Source organism: Streptomyces sp. NPDC056600 (assembly GCF_042792855.1).
Taxonomy (GTDB): Bacteria; Actinomycetota; Actinomycetes; order Streptomycetales; family Streptomycetaceae; genus Streptomyces.
On record NZ_JBHTVQ010000015.1, the window covers coordinates 16,085 to 31,683 of the forward strand.

Below are 15,599 nucleotides of genomic sequence, written 5' to 3' on the forward strand. Positions count from 1 at the left end.
CGCCGCGCCCGCAGCCGGCCGCCGCGCCGTGCGGAGGTGCCGCGAGGACCTTCCGCAGCCGTCCGGTGACGCACCGCATCGCCCGTCCGCCCGCCCTGCGTTCGCGTCGCCGTGGGAGCACACTGGAATCGGCACTACTTCCTCACTGGAGGCGATCATGATCCTCCTCGGAGTCATTCTGCTGATCATCGGCGCCATCGCAGGCCTGTCGGTCCTCTGGACGATCGGCATCATCCTCGTGGTCATCGGTGCGGCGCTGTGGATCGCGGGCGCGCTGGGTCACGCAGTGGGCGGACGCAAGCACTACTTCTGACCCGTGTTCCGTCACCACGTGTCCGGTCATCACGCCCGAGCGGGCGTTCAGCTCACCGCCGGTGACAGGTACGGCGTCAGCGCGGTGACCGTGCCGCCCGCGGAGGTGAGGAACAGCGCGACGCCGACGGCGCCCGGGTCGGGCACGTCGGTGGCGCGCTCCCGCAGGTAGGCGGCGCGGCCCAGCCGGGCCCGGAGCCCCGCGGTGTCCCGTACGCCCTGCCAGGCGGCCTCGGCGGCGTGCCGCAGGGCCACGTCCGGCGGGGTCGCGGCGTCGGCGGCGGCGAGCGTCCCGGCGGCCGGGTGGAGCGCGTCGACCAGCGTCTTGTCACCGGGTTCCGCCTCGCCGACCCGGCGGATGGCGGCGAGGCCCTCGGCGATGCCCTCGGCCAGGGCGGGCGTCGTCAGCATGGGGGCCTCGGCGGCGGCCGCTGCGGCGAGCGACTGGAGGAGCAGGCCGAACAGAGGGCCGCTGGTGCCGCCGACCTCGTCGAGGAAGGCGGTGGCCGCGGCGTCCAGCGGTGCCGCGGCCGGAAGCTCCCCGGCACCGGTGTCGAGGGCGTCGAGCCGGAGCAGCGCGGCGCGGGTGCCCGCGTTGAGGTTGACGCCGAAGTCGCCGTCGCCGGACTGCTGGTCGAGCGCGGTGAGTTCGGGCTCGGCGGCCCGCGCGGACTCGGCGAAGCGGCGCATCCACCCGTCGGTGAAGGCGCCGTCGAACGGGACGGTGTGCGTGGTCATCGTGGGCCTCCGACGATCCTGGGAAAGGTGCTGGTCACCAGTGGAGCGCGGCGGTCCGCACGGGCGCGTCGTACCGCTCGAGCACCAGGGGGTCGGCCACCATCAGCGTGATCGAGAACCCCCGCATGTCCAGCGCCGTCACGTAGTCGCCGACCAGGGAGCGCGCGAGGACCAGCCCCCGGTCGTCCAGCAGCCGGGCCAGCTCCCCGAAGACGCCGTACAGCTCCAGCGGTGTGACCGATCCCAGGCCGTTGACCAGGGCGATCACAGGGTCGCCCGGTGCCGGGGCGAGCGCCTCGAGGAGTGCCCCGGTCATCTCGGCGACCAGTTCGCGCGACGGGCCGTGGACGCGGGCCCGGTCGGCCCGCTCGCCGTGGATGCCGACGCCGAACTCGAGTTGTCCGGGGTCGAGTTCGAAGGCGGGGTGGTCGGTGCCGGGTGCGGTGTGGGCCCGCGAGGCGACCGCGAGGGTGCGGCAGCGGGCGACCAGGTCGTGACCGAGCTTGGCGAGTTCGTCCAGGCCGAGACCCCCGTCGGCGGCCGCGCCGAGGATCTTCTCGACCAGCACGGTGCCGCCGGTGCCGCGCCGTCCGGCGCGGATGTCCTCGGAGTCGGAGGCGAGGTCGTCGTCGACCAGCACCCGGGCGCACGGGATGCCGCGGTGGGCCAGGCGCTCGGCGGCGATGCCGAAGTTGATCCGGTCGCCGGTGTAGTTCTTGACGATGTGCAGCACACCGTCCTCGCGGGCGGCCGCCACGGACGCCTCGTAGAGGGAGCGGTTGTGCGGGGAGGCGAAGATCCGCCCGGGGACGGCCGCGTCGAGCATGCCGCGTCCGACGAACCCGGCGTGCAGGGGCTCGTGGCCCGAGCCGCCGCCGGAGAGCAGCCCGACCCGGCGTCCGGGTGCGGTGTCCCGGGCCAGCAGGTAGCCGTGTTCCGTGTCGTGGACCAGCAGGGACGCGTGGGCCCTGGCGAAGCCGGCCAGGCCGTCGGGCACCAGGTCATCGGCGGCGTTGCCGAAGTACGCGGCCATCGGTGGTCTCCCTCCTCGCGGTCCGTCCGCGGTGGTGCGCGGCCACCCGCGGCCGGACGGGCCCTACGGCGAGCCTGCCCGGACACGGCCGCCCCCATGCCGGGCGGGCGGCTTCACCACTCGTCCGGCACCGGCTTCGGCTCCCCCGTGCGGTCCCGCCGGGTCAGCAGCCGCTGGACGCGGGCCATGCCGCCCGGAAGGCCTCCGGGCAGGCGCCCGTGCAGCGCGGCGCGGGCGGCGTTGGCCCCGGGCGCGCCGTGCACTCCGCCGCCGGGATGGGCGGCGGCGGACGCCAGGAACAGGCGCCGCACGGCTGTCTCGGGGCGGCCCGTGCCGGGGAGGGGGCGGAAGAACAGCTGCTGGTGCATGGCGGTGGTGCCGCCGTTGATGGCGCCGTCGCGCAGGTTGGCGTCCATCGCCTGCAGGGTCGGCGGGGAGAGGATGCGGCGGGCCCGGATCCGGTCGCGGAAGCCGGGCGCGAAGCGTTCCACCTGGCGTTCCATGCGGTCCGCCATCCGCCGGGCCTCGTCGTCGTCCCAGGCGCCGGTGATGCCCTCCTCCCCGGCGTCGCCCCGCACCTCGTGCGGGACGTGGGTGTACGCCCACGCCGATTCGGTGCCGACCGGGGAGCGGGTGGGGTCGGCGGTGGTCATCTGGCCGAGGACGCAGAACGGGCGGTCGGGGATCCGGCCCATGGCGAGCTGCGCGGCGAAGCGGGTGAGCTCGTCCAGCCCGTCCGCGAGGTGCACCGTGCCGGCCAGGCCGGCCTCCGGCGACGACCAGGGGACAGGGCCGTCGAGCGCCCAGTCGACCTTGACGGTGCCGAAGTCCCACTGGAACCGCTTGAGGTCGTCGAGGAGCTGGGCGGGCAGGTGCTCGGGGGCGACGAGTTCGCCGTAGAGGGCCGGCACGGAGACGTCGGCGAGGACCGCCCGCCGGGCGTCCACGGTGTCCCCGGTCGCGGTGCGCACGGCGACCGCGGTGCCCTGCCGGACCACCACCTCCACCACGCGCTGCCCGCACCGCACGGCGCCGCCGCGTTCCTCCAGCCGCCGCACCAGCGCGGCGGTCAGCTGCCCGGCGCCGCCCTCGGGCACGGGGAAGCCGTAGGTCTGGCCGAGCATGGCCATCAGCCAGCCGAAGCCGCCGCTGCCGGCCGCCTCGGGCGGGAGGTCGGCGTGCAGGGCGTTGCCGGCCAGCAGCAGCCGGCCGCCCTCCTCCTGGAACTCCTCCTCCCCGAGCCGCCGCACCGGCAGCACCAGGCTGCGGGCCAGCCGCAGGCCGCCGGTGCCGCGTAGCTTCATGGCCAGCCGGGCGCCCGCCTTGACCGGCGGGAAGGGCGTGAACAGCGCGTCGAGAAGGTCGGGCCGCAGCCGGTCCCAGATGCGGTGCAGCTCGCGCCAGGACTCGCCGTCGCCCTCCGCGAAGCCCTCCAGCGAGGTGACGGTCTGCGGGAGGGTGCGGCCGAGGACGGCGCACCGTCCGTCGGTGAGCGGGTGCGCCACCACCCGGGGGGCCTGCCGCCAGCGCAGCCCGTACCGGTCGAGCCGCAGGCCCTCCACGATCGGCGAGGCGGCGGCGAGCGGGTAGAACGCGCTGAACAGGTCGTGCACGAAGTCGGGGTCGACGCCCCGGTCGTGCCGCACCGCCCCGCCCGGCTCGGGCTGCTCCTCCAGGACGACGACGCTCCAGCCGGCGTCAGCGAGCAGGTTGGCGGCGACCAGCCCGTTGGGGCCGGCGCCGATCACCACGGCATCGGGCATGTCCGTCTCCTCAGGCTCCGGCGGGCGCGGGGCTGCCGCCGGCCTGTCCGCTCCGTCCGTCGGCCGCGGCGGGGCGGCGCGCCTCCTCGCAGACCTCTTCCAGGCGCCGCAGCATCTCGCGGTGCCGCAGCTGGATCAGCGCCTCCACGCCCACGTTGTGGATCATTCCGCCGGCTCCGCGCAGCGGATGCTCGTCAACGACGACCAGGGTGTCGTCGCCCCAGGACCGGACGTCCAGCGCGATCCTGGCGGTGCCGAGCGGCCCCGCCTTGGCCTCGAGTTCCAGCTCCCGGCCGGGGACGCAGCGGCGCACCACGGTCTCGTTGTGCAGCCGCAGGGGGCCGAGACGGACCTCGTAGGCGATCGCCGCGCCCACCTCGGGCCAGGTGCCGCGCACGGGCTCGGAGCGGGCGGTGCCGACCACCCAGTCCGCGTAGCGCTCGCCGTCCGCGAGGATCTCCCAGACCGCCTCGGGCGTCGCCTTGATCAACCGGTGCCGTTTGGCCATGCCGTCTCCCGCGTCCGCGTCCCGGTCGGCGCCTCGCCGCCGAAGGTCGCGGGCCGGGTGCCCCGTCGCGCCCGGCCCGAACCCCGGGGCACGGGTTCGCGGGGCGGGGGCGTACGGGACAGGACGCTCGGCCGTCACCGGGTGACAGGAGCCCGGCGGCCGGGCGTCAGGAGGCTCAGGTGGGCCGGGGTGCGGCCGGGTGGGCGGCGCGGTCGGCGGCGCCGCCCGCGCCCAGCGGGCCGGTGGCCTCCAGCGGTCCCTCGGCCTCCAGCCGGGGCAGCTCGTGCCGGGCGACCGCGGTCACCACGGCGGGCATCGCCGCGCGGATCCCCTGGACGGCGCGCAGCCATACGGGGATGTAGGTGGCGGCGCGGCGCTTCTCCACCGCGTCACCGAGCCTTCGGGCGACGGTGGTGACGGGGTAGATCCGCCGGGCCGGCGGCGGCATGTGACCGCGCAGCTCCCGCAGCACGGGGTACTTGTCGCCGTCCCGGATCATGTCGGTGTCGGTCCAGTTCAGGTAGCCGATGCCCACGCCCACCTTCCGGTGCGCCATCTCCGCGCGCAGCGAGTGGGCGAAGGCCTCCACGCCGGCCTTGGAGGCGCAGTACGCGCTCATCATGGGCGCGGAGCCGAACGAGGCCAGCGAGGCGACCTGAAGGAAGTATCCGTGGGTGCGCAGCAGGTCGGGCAGGAACACCCGTGCGGTGACCGCGCTCCCGGTGAGGTTGACGTCGATGACCCGCCGCCACAGCGCGGGGTCGGAGTCGACGAAGGGCCCGCCCTCGGCGATGCCCGCGTTCGCCACCACCGCGGAGGGCGGTCCGAGCCTCTCCCGCACCGTGCGGGCGGCCTGGGCCATGGCTTCATCGTCGGTGACGTCCACCGCCACGGACAGCGCCCGGGTGGGCAGTTGCGCCGCCACGGCCTCCAGGCGAGCCTGTCCGTGGCCCAGCAGGGCGACGACGGCCCCGCGCCCGGCGAGGTCCCGCGCCAGCGCGGCCCCCACTCCCCGGGCGGCTCCGGTCACCACCACGACCCTGCCCTCGAGCGGCCGGCGTCCTGCGGACATGTGCTTTCTCAGCTGCGTGAACTGACCCACGGGCCTCGCCTCCGCCGCCCGGGTCCCCAGGCGGCGACGGGTTACTCGCCCCGGGGGCCCGCCCGGGTGGCGGAGGCCGAGGGCCGGCCGCGCGAGGCCCGGGACCGCCGACGGGAGGATCACCGAACGGGCGCCGCTCCGGCGCCCCGGCGGCCATGATGTGGGGGCACCGCCCAGCCGTCGACGTCCGGGTGACAGGAGGCCTCCATGATCCGCGCAGCCGTCTTCGACGTCGGTGAGACGCTCATCGGCGACGACCGGTACTGGTCGGACTGGGCCGACTGGCTCGGGGTCCGCCGCCACACTCTCTCCGCGCTCGTCGGCGCGGTCGTCGCCCGGGGCGGGCACAACCAGGACGCGCTGCCGCTGGTGCGCCCGGGCATCGACGTGGCCGCCGAGTGGCGGGCCCGCGAGGCGGCCGGCCTGGGCGAGGTGATCGACGAGTCCGACCTGTACCCGGACGTCCGGGGCGCGCTGGCCGCCCTGCGGTCCTCGGGCGTGTGGGTCGGTATCGCCGGCAACCAGAGCAGCGGCGCGGGCCGCTGCCTGCGCGCCCTGGACCTTCCGTGCGACGCGCTGGCCGTCTCCGGCGACTGGGGGGTCGAGAAGCCCTCCCCCGCCTTCTTCGAGCGGCTCGCCGACTGGGTGCCCGCGGAGCCCGGGGAGACCGTGTACGTGGGCGACCACCCGGCCAACGACCTCCTGCCGGCACGCGAGGCGGGTTTCCGGACCGCGCACGTGCGGCGGGGCGCGCTGGGCCACTTCTGGGCCGGTACGCCGTCGGCGCGCGCGGACTGGAACGTGGACGGCCTGGACGACCTGGCGTCACACCTGACCGGCCGTCCCGCCGGGGAGGAGCGCCGATGAGCCCCGCCCCCGCCGCGCGCCCCGCCTCCGCCTCGCCCCCGGCGCCGGCCGCCCGTCTCCGGACGCTGGTGACCCTTCCGTTCCGACGCGACACCTGGCGGCACCTGCTGTACGCGCTGCTGCTGCCGCTCGTCGCCGTCCTGGTGGTGGCGCCGCAGCCGCTGATGCGGGCCGCGGACGACGGCGGGCGTCCCGCGCTGGGTCTGCTGGTGCTGCTGGCGGCGCTCCTGGTGGCCGGGGCCGCCGGTCCCGCCTTCGAGCGCCTGCGGCTGCGTCTCTTCTTCGGCGAGCACCTCGGCCCGCGCCGTACCGGCCGGGTCCGGGGCGCCGTCCTGCTCCTTCTCGTCGACCTGGTGCTGGCGACGCTGTCGTTCGCCGCGGCCGCCGGGTGGGTGGTCGTCTCGGTCCGCAACCTGACCTATCCCCTCTGGGGCTGGGAGCCGTACCCGACCGACGCCTGGGGCGGGCCGCATCCCGCCGGAGCGGTCGCGTTGCACTTCGCGGCCGGCGTCCTGGCCTTCTTCCTCCTGCCGTGGGTGGTCGTGCGCGTCACCGGCCGGCAGCGCGCCGCCGTGCGCCGGTTCGCCGCGGACCCGGGTCCGGGTCCGGACGCCGAAGGCTGACCGCGCCCGCTCTCCGCCCTCCGCCCCGCCCCCGCCGCCTCCGGGGCCCGCGGGCCGTCGTGGCAGGATCCGCGGCATGAGCATCGACGAAGCGGACCGCCCGGTCGCCCTGGTCACCGGGTCCACCTCGGGCATCGGGGAGGCCGTCGCGCGGCGGCTGGCCGCCGACGGGATGCGGGTGGTGGTGCACTCGCGGAGCAGCGCGCAGGCCGGGCGGGCGCTGGCGGCAGAGCTGGGCGGGGAGTACGTGCGGGCCGACCTGGAGGTCGAGGAGGAGGCCCGGGGCCTGGTCGCGACGGCGCTCGCGCGGTGCGGGCGGCTGGACGTGCTGGTGAACAACGCGGGCATCAGCTGGCCGATCCCGCACGACGACCTGGCCGCCGCGTCGCCCGCGGACTGGCGGCGGCTGATGGAGGTCAACCTGATCGCGCCGTGGGTGCTGTGCACGGAGGCCCTGCCGGCGCTGCGCGAGGCCTCCGCGGGCGGCAGCGTCGTCAACATCACCAGTCACGCCGGGGTGCGCCCCAAGGGTTCGTCGGTGCCGTACGCGGCGAGCAAGGCGGCGCTCAACCACGTGACCCGGCTGCTGGCGGCCGCGCTGGGCCCCCAGGTGCGCGTCAACGCGGTCGCGCCAGGGCTGGTGGACACCCCGATGACCAGGGACTGGGCGCAGGCGCACGAGCTGTGGCGGGAGCGCTCGCCGATGCGCAGGCCTGCCGGGCCCGAGGACGTGGCCGACCTGGTCGCGTCGGTGATCGGCAGCAGGTACCTCACCGGTGAGGTGATCGTCCTCGACGGCGGTTTGAACCTCACCTGAGCCGCCGCTGCTGTGACCGTTCACCCGGCGCGGGCGGCTGTGCCAGGCTGGGGCGATGACCACTGCCCTTACCGACTGGCCGTCGATCACGGCCGGCGGATTCCCCGTGCCCGAGGCCGTCCCGGCGTCCCGTCTCGCCGGGGAACTGTCGGCGATGCTGGTCTCGCCCGACCCGGTGGTCCGCGACGACCACGCCTACACGGCGGCCGCGCGCTGGATCAGGGAAGGGGTTCTCGACGACGTCCTCGATGAGCTCGGCGACCGCGCCGCCGAACGGTTCGCGCACCCCGAGGTACAGGCGCGGGCCTTCGCGCCGCTGCTCCTGAGCTGCGTGCTGACCCGTTCCGCCGCCGTTCCCGGCCTGGTGACGGAGGCGGCCACGGAGCGCTGGTACGCCGCCTTCAGCGCCTGGTACCCGGCGGAGGAGGACACCCGGGGCTGGGACGACACCCTGGGCTGGCTGCACGCGGTGGCCCACGGCGCGGACGCGGCCGCCGCGTTCGCGAAGGCGCTGCCCGGTCGCCGCACCGACCTGCTCGAGCTCTGCGCCCGCCGGATGACCGCCCCCGGGGCGGCCCACCGTTACGAGCAGTTGGAGGACGCACGGCTGGCCCGGGCGCTCACCCGTGTCCTCCAGGCCCCCGGGCTGCGGGCCGACGAGGCGACCGGCTGGCTGGACGTGGTGGCGGACGCCTTGGAGGGCGGCGGTCCCGGGCCGGTGCCGGTCTGGGCGTTCAACACCTTCGCCACGCTGCAGTCGCTCCACCTGCACCTGAACCGGGGCATCGCCGGTGAGGACGCGCCGCCGCACGCGGCGGCCGTGGCAGCGCGCGTCGTCGACCTGCTCCGGCTCCCCTGCTACTGGCTCGCCTGACGCGGCGCGGCCGGCCCACCTCGACGTCTCTCGTGCCTGGACCGGTCCCTCACGGCCGGCCGCCGAGGCACGGTGGGGGCGGTCAACTCCCGTCCCACGCGCCGCCCGTCGTCTCCCGGACGACGCGGCGCCACCCCTCGGTTCCGCCGGGCAGCGGCCAGGCCCAGGTGGGGCGGGTCGCCGTGCGCAGCTCCTCCAGCCGACGGGCCAGGACCGGGCCCGCGCTCCCGGCTCCGTCGGGGACCACGTCACCGTGGCGGACGCGGAGCGCGGCGAACCGCGCCAGTTCGGCCTCGTACCACTCCACGGCCCGGCGGGTGCCCGCCACCACCTCGTCCCCCGGGGCCGTGCGCACCAGGTGCAGCAGCGGCGGATCGACGGACTCGGCGAGGGCGGCGGCGAGCCGGGCGTGACCGTCGAGGACGACGTGGCAGTACAGACCGCTGACCCACCACAGCAGGACGGGCGGAAGGACGCCCTCGCGGGCCTGCTTGCGGTACGCCTTGACCCGGGCGTCGTCCTCGCCGGGCATCGGACGCAGCGGCAGGAGGGTCCAGTCACCGTGGAAGGAGAACCAGTCGACGGATCCGTCGGGATGGCCCTCGACGATCATCTCGCCCCAGTACTCCGTCGGCGGGCGGGACCCGCGGTTCCAGTGCGGCGGGCCCTGCGGCGTCAGCAGCCACCGCCCGTCGTGCAGCGGGCCGCCCGGCGTCGCGGCCAGGCCTTCCGCGAAGCGGTGCGCCCAGCGGTCGGGCCGCCCGGCCAGGTCGCGCGCGGTGTCGGCACGCCAGGGCGGGAGGACGGAACGGTAGGCGTCGGTGCGCCAGAACCTGACCTCGCAGTGGTCGCCGCTCACCGCGGCGAGGAGGACCGGCCGCGTCTCCTGGGTGAGCAGCATCCGCCCGTCGCCGGCGAACAGGCACAGGCCGGGGCGCGGGCGGCCCTCCGCCTCCAGGGCCAGGCCGGTCCAGGTCCCGTCGTCGGCCACGCGGTCCGTGCGTCTCATGCCGGGCACCCTATGCGGGTCCCCCCGGTCGCTCACCTGGATATATGGCTTGCCCGCCGCCCGCCGGCGTGCCAAGGTGGACGTCGTCCGCGATCACGCGGGCCACACTCACGGTGAGGAACGAAGTCCATGGTTGCGGCGCCCCTCAGCGGCCGCCGTCGGCACTGAGCACCCGCTTCACGCGGTCTCGGTCTGCCACGCCGTCTCCCACGGCGGCCCCACGTATCGGTGCCTTCGCGCACCGCCACTCCGCCGCGCCCTCAATTCGTCGCCCGTCACCGGGTTCGTCGTCGGCGCGGATCCAGCTGAGACTTCGTGAGGTCGATCACCACCATGGACAACCAGGTCCAGAGTTTTGCCGTAGCCAATCTCCGCCGCCGTCCCGAGGTCGTCGAGACCGGGGGTTTCGTCGCGGGCTTCATGCCCGGCACGGACAGCCCGTACCTCAACTACGCGACCCCGCTGCCCGGCGCGGAACCGACCAGGAGCGACGTCGCGTCGCTGACCGGCCTCTTCCGGGAGCGCGGCCTGCTGCCCCGGCTGGAGTTCGCGCCGCAGGCCGCACCCGCCGTCGAACCCGCTCTGCGCGCCGCCGGGTTCGGCACCGAGGCGGTGCACGAGTACCTCGTGTGCACGCCGGGCACGCTGGTCCTCCCCACGGCCGCCGGCTCCCCGCGCGTGGAGACGCCCGCCACCGACGAGGAGTTCGCGCAGCTCGACGCCGCGCTGGCCGAGGCGTTCGGCGGACTGTTCGGGTCCTCGAAGGAGGGCGCGGAGCGTCTGCGGAACACCGAACTCAACGGCGGCGCCGTGCGTTTCGTCCGCGATCCCGGGGCCGGGGTCCTCGGCGGGGCGTCCTGCTCCGCGCCGGCGGAGGGCACGGCCGAACTGTCCGGCGTCGGCACCCGCCCGGCCTTCCGCGGCCGCGGTGTCGCCGCCGCGGTGACCGCCGCGGTGGCGAAGGCGATGTTCGGCCGGGGCGCCGGATCCGTCTGGCTGGAGTACTCGGGCGAGGGGTCCCGCCGCGTCTACGAACGGGCCGGCTTCCGCCCGCAGGGCACCCGCCTGTACCTCTCCCTGCCGCCCACCCCGGAGCAGGCCGAACTCCTCTGACGGCACGACCCGGCCCGGGGGCGCCGCCCGCGCCCCCGGGCCCGCCGCATAGGGTGTCGCCGGACCTCGGCAGGAGAACCCGGGCGCCGGGTCGGTGACGAGGAGGCGGCGATGACGGTGGTGCGGGCGGCGGCGGTGGTGCTGCTCACCTGGGTGGTGCTGTTCCTCCTCCTGGTCGCGCCGTCGCTGCTGCCGCCCCGGTGGCAGTACTACGTGTACTCACCGGCGAGCGTGGGCCTGTGGATGCTCTCCCTGCTGGTCGCCCCCTTCGTCACCTGCGCCTTCGCGTGGCGGTGGATCAGGTCGGGCCGCCGATGAGCACCGCACCCACGACCGCCGGCCTCGCACCGGCCCGGCTGGCCCTCCATGTCGCGGTGCCGCCCCTCGGAACCTCACAGGGAGCCGTGGAGTGCCGGCCGGTCGTCGACGGCCGGGACCTCCTGGCCGGCGTGTTCGACAAGGGCCCCGCGGAGGACCCGGGCCGACTGCTGGGGCCGGACTCGCCGCTGTTCGCGACCGGCACCCCGCGCCGGGTCCGGATCGCGGAGGCGGAGTGCTCGGAGGGCTGCTGCGGGGCCGTGTACGTCACCGTCCGGCGCGAAGGCGGGCAGGTCGTACGGAGCGACTGGCGCGACCCGGACGACGCCTCCTTCACCCTCCCCGAACTCCGCTTCGCGCTCGACCAGTACGAGGCGGAGATCCGCCGCGCCTCGGCGGACCACCGCTGGGAGTGGCCGGCCCGGACGGTCGCCCGGCTCCTGGAGGAACGGCTCCGGGGCCACGCCGACCGGCCCGGCCGGTTCGCGTGCGAACTGGGAAGCGTCTCCGCCTGGCACCGGGAGCCCGACCGGATCACCCTCCTGCTGTTCCACCCGGGCCGGTCCGCGTTGCGGGAGGGCCGTCCCTGGCTGCGGTTCCGCCTCGCCCTCCCGGTCACCGACGAGGCTCCGGCCGACCAGGTCCCGCGCCTGGAGGACCTGCTGACGGCCGAGGATCCGCGCCGGGCCGGCGACGTGTGCGGCGGTTCCCGTGAGTTCGCCGAGGCCCTCGGATACTCCTGGCCGGGGCGGTGACCTCGCGGGGCCGCGACCGCCGCGCGTGTCCTCACCCTCCCTGCCGCTCCAGGGGGCGGGGCGCCGGCCCGGGTTCCGGGCGGGGCGTCGTCGGCAGGTCGCGGGTGCGGCCGACGGGTGAGAAGAGCAGGACGAGCGCGGCCAGCGGCACACCGGCCGTGGTAATCCACAGGGCGGTGCGCAGGTCGAGGACGGTACCCAGCCAGCCGCCGAGCAGGGCGCCCACCGGCAGCGTCCCGAAGTTGAGGAACGCGGTGCTCGCGGTGAGCCGGCCGAGGAGGCGGGGCGGGCAGTAGCGCTGCTGGAAACTCGCCTTGACGACGTTCCCGGCCACCACACCCGCCGAGACGCAGAAGCCGCCCGCCACGAAGAGCGCCAGCCCCGCTCCGGCGTGGGTGGCCGGGACGAGCAACACGAGTCCGGCGAGCCCCAGTTCGAAGACCAGCATCGCCCGGGCGGTGCCGATCCGGGCGGCGATCCGGCGGGCGACGAACGCGCCCGCGACGCCTCCCGCGCTGGTGGCGGCGATGAGTCCGCCGACCGCTCCCGGCGTCAGGCCCACGGTGTCGACCAGGAAGACGACCTGGATCGTCTGGTAGGCCATCAGGGCGAGGTTGGAGGTGGCGCCGAAGAGCGTGAGACTGCGGAGCCACCGGTCGCCCGCGACCAGCCGCAGGCCTTCCCCGACCTCCTGCAGCAGCGCCTTCGGCCGGGCGGTGGCCGGCTCGGGGCGGGGTTCGCGGTGCCGGATGCCGGCCAGGCACAGCAGCGACACGAGGAAGGTCGCCGCGTTGGCGAACATCGCGTTGACCGCGCCCGCCACCTGCCCGATCAGACCGGCCGAGCCCAGCCCCGCGATCTGTGCGGCGGACGCGCTGCCGTGCAGCTTCGCGTTGCCCTCGGGCTGGTCCTCCGGGGCGAGGATGCTGGGAAGGTAGGCGCTGTAGGCGGTCTGGAAGAAGACGGCGGCGGTGCCGGTCAGCAGCGCGACGACGATCAGCAGCCCGACGCTCAGCAAGCCGGCCCACGCCGCGAGCGGGACCGCCAGGAAGAGCAGGAAGGACACCGCGGCGGCCGTCAGCATGACCGGCCTGCGCCGCATCCGGTCGACCCACGCCCCGACCGGCAGACCGATGACCAGCCACGGCAGCCAGGCGGAGGCGCCGAGCAGCCCGACCTCGAAGGCGCCGGCCTCCAGGGTCGAGACGGCCACCAGGGGCATCGCCACGGAGGTGACGGACGAGCCGAACTTGCCGGCCGTCTCCCCGCACCACAGCAGACGGAAGTCGCGGTGCCGCCGCAGCAGGCCGGGACCTGCCGCCCGGCTCACGCCGTGCCCCGCTCTTTGCGCGGGAACGACTGGAGCTGCACGACGACGGGCAGCGCGCCGGGCTCCGGCCGCTCGCCCGGTGCGGGGGCGTGGCGGGCGATCACGTCCAGCAACTCGGCGTTCATCGCCGTGAGTTGCTGCGCCGTCAGCCGCAGGTCCCGCCGGTCGGAGAGGGTGCCGGCCCCCTGCCACTCCTCGTCCCAGCTCTCGCTCAGGTAGGTGGTGACCCGGTTGAAGTACTGCTGCACCACCTCGTGCAGGTAGACGGAGAGCGCGCCCCGGGTGGCGGGGTCGTCGCGGAACTCGGCGGTCTCCAGCACCTTGGTCTCGTCCACGACCCTCCACCAGCGTTCCCGCTTGGTGCCCCGGCCGGTCTCCTCCTCGATGAAGCCGTGCTCGGCGAGGTGCCGCAGGTGCCAGCTCACGGTGCCGGTGTTCTCCCCGAGCCGCGCCGCCAGGGCCGTACCGGTGGCAGGACCGTCGAGGGTCAGCAGTTCGAGGATGCTCATCCGCAGGGGATGCGCCAGGCCGCGCAGGCTGCGCGCGTCGAGGCGGCGCACGGGTTTGCCCGGGGCGGGCTGCGGGGTGCCGCTCATGTCGTCGCTCATGCAGCCGAAGCTATCTTGCAGAGGGTCCTCTGCAAAGGGTTCTCTGCATGATGGCCGATATGCGCCGCCCACGCGCAGGAACCGGCCACCGCGATCGCCGTCACCGGGGTCGGCAGACCGTCAACTGCCGGGTGTGCGTGGGCTACAGGGCGGTGATCCAGGGGTGTTCCGGGTGTGCGCGGGCGAGCAGCGCGGCCAGGTGCGCGCGCCCTGTGGCGGTCAGGTGGGGGACGGTCGCCTCGAAGTCGGCCTGGTCCTTCGGGCGGGTGTGCCCGGCCTTGAACAGCAGGACCAGCTCGGGCGCCAGATACGGGATGCCGTCCGGGGTGCGGCGGACGACGTCGGCGTAGGGAAGCCGGATCCGCTCGTCGCGCCGGTAGATCCACGTGTCGCCGTCGTGCGGTTCGCGGAACACGTCGAGCAGGTAGTCGCCGGTGGCTGGTTCGCGAAGCCACGTCTGGTGGACGGCGGCCAGCGCCTCCGGCGGGGCGCCCTCCCAGACGCGGCCGCCGCCCACCGCGTCGAAGACGTGGCCGGGGAAGCGGCGTCGGACCTCGGGGAAGCCGGCCGCCGGGATCGCGATCTCGATGTCTCCGTGCGCACGCGTCCGCTCGCCGCGGAACAGGTCCAGCGCCCACCCGGCTGCCACGCACCAGGGCGTGCCGATCCCGGCCAGCCGCCGCGCGACCTCCCAGGGGGTCCAGCAGGACGACCACCTGGCGTGCAGGGCCTCGATCTCGTCGGGCGACAACTCGGCGCCACCGCTGGGCAGCTGATCCTCCACCGTCGGAATCTGACAGCGGAGCCGGAGGCGGCCCGCCGGAAGCGGCGTCGCCGCACCGGGCCCGCTCACCGGGGCCGCTCATCCGGGCCGCTCACCTGGGCCGCCCGAGGGTCTGCTTCACCTCCCGGTGCAGGGCCCACGCGTCGGCGACGGGGCCGAGGTGGCGGAGCTTGTCCGGGTTGATCACGCAGCGGATCGCCTGGATCCGCCCGTCGAGGATGTCGAGGACGAGGGCGTGCAGGACCCTGCCGCCACGGTCCCGGAAGACCGCGCCCGCCTGCCCGTTGATCTCGTGCTCCTCACCGGTGATCCCGGCCTCGGCCATCGGCGGGTACACGGAGGCGAAGAGGCGTGCCACCCGGTCCGCCCCGACGACGGCCCTGGCGAGCTGCGGCGCCTTGCCGCCGCCGTCCCCGACCGACTGGACGTCTGCCGAGAGCAGGGTCCGCAGCCCGTCCACGTCTCCCTGGGACAGGGCCTCGAAGAACCGCGCAGCGAGCGCCTGCCGTTCCCGGCGGTCGGCCTCGAAGCGGGGCCGTCCCTCGTTCATGTGCCGGCGCGCCCGCACCAGCAGTTGCCGGCACGCCGCCTCCGAGCGGCCCACCGCCTCGGCGATCTCGCCGAACCCGAACGCGAACACCTCCCGCAGCACGAACACCGACCGCTCCAGCGGGGTGAGCCGCTCCAGGAGCAGCAACGCGGCCATGGACACCGAGTCGGACAGCTCCGCCGCGCGTTCCGGGTCCTCGTAGGGGTCGTTCAGCAGCGGCTCGGGCAGCCACGGCCCCACGTACTCCTCGCGGCGCACCCGGGCCGAGCGCAGCACGTCGATGGCGAGCCGGGTCACCGTGGTGGACAGGTACGCCTTGACCGAGTCGGGGCGGGTGGCGGAGGCGTCGTAGCGGAGCCAGGTCTCCTGGACCGCGTCCTCCGCCTCCCCCACGCTGCCGAGGATCCGGTAGGCGATCGAGAACAGCAGGGGCCGCAGCTCCTCGAACTCCTCGACCTTGTTCACGGGCGCTCTCCTCGCGGGTTCTGCGGACGG

18 protein-coding genes are annotated in these 15,599 nt (G+C 75.4%); 8 read left to right on the plus strand and 10 right to left on the minus strand.

What is annotated here, in order from left to right; translation table 11 throughout:
* Window positions 1-157: 157 nt before the first annotated feature.
* Window positions 158-313 (plus strand): DUF6131 family protein, encoded by a 156-nt coding sequence (locus tag ACFRAV_RS10400; RefSeq protein WP_351116706.1) that lies wholly within the window; start codon window positions 158-160, stop codon window positions 311-313.
* A 47-nt stretch (window positions 314-360) separates the two neighbouring features.
* Here ACFRAV_RS10400 and ACFRAV_RS10405 read toward each other — a convergent pair whose 3' ends face one another.
* The 5 genes from ACFRAV_RS10405 to ACFRAV_RS10425 form a co-directional block, all read right to left on the minus strand.
* Window positions 361-1,050: a DAK2 domain-containing protein gene (locus tag ACFRAV_RS10405; RefSeq protein WP_382553480.1), complete on the minus strand. Its 690-nt coding sequence runs from the start codon at window positions 1,048-1,050 to the stop codon at window positions 361-363.
* Between the two features lie 34 nt (window positions 1,051-1,084).
* Window positions 1,085-2,083 carry a dihydroxyacetone kinase subunit DhaK gene (locus ACFRAV_RS10410; RefSeq protein WP_382553482.1) on the minus strand — a complete coding sequence of 333 codons (999 nt, stop codon included), beginning with the start codon at window positions 2,081-2,083 and terminating at the stop codon, window positions 1,085-1,087.
* A gap of 113 nt (window positions 2,084-2,196) precedes the next feature.
* Window positions 2,197-3,846, minus strand: a complete 1,650-nt coding sequence (locus ACFRAV_RS10415) for a phytoene desaturase family protein (protein ID WP_382553485.1) — start codon at window positions 3,844-3,846, stop codon at window positions 2,197-2,199.
* A gap of 10 nt (window positions 3,847-3,856) precedes the next feature.
* Window positions 3,857-4,354 carry an SRPBCC family protein gene (locus ACFRAV_RS10420; protein WP_382553487.1) on the minus strand — a complete coding sequence of 166 codons (498 nt, stop codon included), beginning with the start codon at window positions 4,352-4,354 and terminating at the stop codon, window positions 3,857-3,859.
* A 175-nt stretch (window positions 4,355-4,529) separates the two neighbouring features.
* On the minus strand, window positions 4,530-5,426 hold the full coding sequence (locus ACFRAV_RS10425; protein ID WP_382553489.1) for an SDR family oxidoreductase: 897 nt from the start codon (window positions 5,424-5,426) through the stop codon (window positions 4,530-4,532).
* 237 nt (window positions 5,427-5,663) lie between these two features.
* Between ACFRAV_RS10425 and ACFRAV_RS10430 the strand changes: the two genes are divergently transcribed.
* The 4 genes from ACFRAV_RS10430 to ACFRAV_RS10445 all read left to right on the plus strand — a co-directional run bounded on the left by ACFRAV_RS10430 (window position 5,664) and on the right by ACFRAV_RS10445 (window position 8,637).
* Window positions 5,664-6,323, plus strand: coding sequence for an HAD family hydrolase (locus tag ACFRAV_RS10430; protein ID WP_382553492.1), 660 nt, complete (start codon window positions 5,664-5,666; stop codon window positions 6,321-6,323).
* Window positions 6,320-6,946: a hypothetical protein gene (locus ACFRAV_RS10435; RefSeq protein ID WP_382553494.1), complete on the plus strand. Its 627-nt coding sequence runs from the start codon at window positions 6,320-6,322 to the stop codon at window positions 6,944-6,946. The genes ACFRAV_RS10430 and ACFRAV_RS10435 overlap by 4 nt, the downstream gene beginning before the upstream one ends.
* A 76-nt stretch (window positions 6,947-7,022) precedes the next feature.
* A complete protein-coding gene (locus ACFRAV_RS10440; RefSeq protein ID WP_382553497.1) occupies window positions 7,023-7,763 on the plus strand; it encodes an SDR family NAD(P)-dependent oxidoreductase in 741 nt (246 codons plus the stop codon).
* A gap of 55 nt (window positions 7,764-7,818) precedes the next feature.
* Window positions 7,819-8,637 (plus strand): DUF2785 domain-containing protein, encoded by an 819-nt coding sequence (locus tag ACFRAV_RS10445; RefSeq protein ID WP_382553499.1) that lies wholly within the window; start codon window positions 7,819-7,821, stop codon window positions 8,635-8,637.
* 82 nt (window positions 8,638-8,719) lie between these two features.
* On the opposite strand, the gene ACFRAV_RS10450 is transcribed toward ACFRAV_RS10445, so the two are convergent.
* On the minus strand, window positions 8,720-9,646 hold the full coding sequence (locus ACFRAV_RS10450; protein ID WP_382553502.1) for a hypothetical protein: 927 nt from the start codon (window positions 9,644-9,646) through the stop codon (window positions 8,720-8,722).
* Window positions 9,647-9,979: 333 nt separating this feature from the next.
* On the opposite strand from ACFRAV_RS10450, the gene ACFRAV_RS10455 reads away from it, so the two are divergent.
* From ACFRAV_RS10455 to ACFRAV_RS10465, 3 genes are all read left to right on the plus strand, one after another.
* Window positions 9,980-10,759: a GNAT family N-acetyltransferase gene (locus tag ACFRAV_RS10455; RefSeq protein ID WP_382553664.1), complete on the plus strand. Its 780-nt coding sequence runs from the start codon at window positions 9,980-9,982 to the stop codon at window positions 10,757-10,759.
* A gap of 111 nt (window positions 10,760-10,870) precedes the next feature.
* On the plus strand, window positions 10,871-11,077 hold the full coding sequence (locus ACFRAV_RS10460) for a hypothetical protein (RefSeq protein WP_382553505.1): 207 nt from the start codon (window positions 10,871-10,873) through the stop codon (window positions 11,075-11,077).
* Window positions 11,074-11,832 carry a hypothetical protein gene (locus ACFRAV_RS10465; protein ID WP_382553508.1) on the plus strand — a complete coding sequence of 253 codons (759 nt, stop codon included), beginning with the start codon at window positions 11,074-11,076 and terminating at the stop codon, window positions 11,830-11,832. Before ACFRAV_RS10460 ends, ACFRAV_RS10465 begins: the two co-directional genes overlap by 4 nt.
* Before the next feature lie 31 nt (window positions 11,833-11,863).
* Here ACFRAV_RS10465 and ACFRAV_RS10470 read toward each other — a convergent pair whose 3' ends face one another.
* The 4 genes from ACFRAV_RS10470 to ACFRAV_RS10485 form a co-directional block, all read right to left on the minus strand.
* Window positions 11,864-13,162 carry an MFS transporter gene (locus ACFRAV_RS10470; protein ID WP_382553511.1) on the minus strand — a complete coding sequence of 433 codons (1,299 nt, stop codon included), beginning with the start codon at window positions 13,160-13,162 and terminating at the stop codon, window positions 11,864-11,866.
* Window positions 13,159-13,770 (minus strand): helix-turn-helix domain-containing protein, encoded by a 612-nt coding sequence (locus ACFRAV_RS10475; RefSeq protein ID WP_382553513.1) that lies wholly within the window; start codon window positions 13,768-13,770, stop codon window positions 13,159-13,161. The genes ACFRAV_RS10470 and ACFRAV_RS10475 overlap by 4 nt, the downstream gene beginning before the upstream one ends.
* A gap of 142 nt (window positions 13,771-13,912) precedes the next feature.
* Entirely contained in the window at window positions 13,913-14,554 is a 642-nt protein-coding gene (locus ACFRAV_RS10480) for a nucleotidyltransferase domain-containing protein (protein ID WP_382553516.1), read from the minus strand.
* A gap of 91 nt (window positions 14,555-14,645) precedes the next feature.
* Window positions 14,646-15,569, minus strand: coding sequence for an RNA polymerase sigma-70 factor (locus tag ACFRAV_RS10485; RefSeq protein ID WP_382553517.1), 924 nt, complete (start codon window positions 15,567-15,569; stop codon window positions 14,646-14,648).
* Window positions 15,570-15,599: the final 30 nt, after the last annotated feature.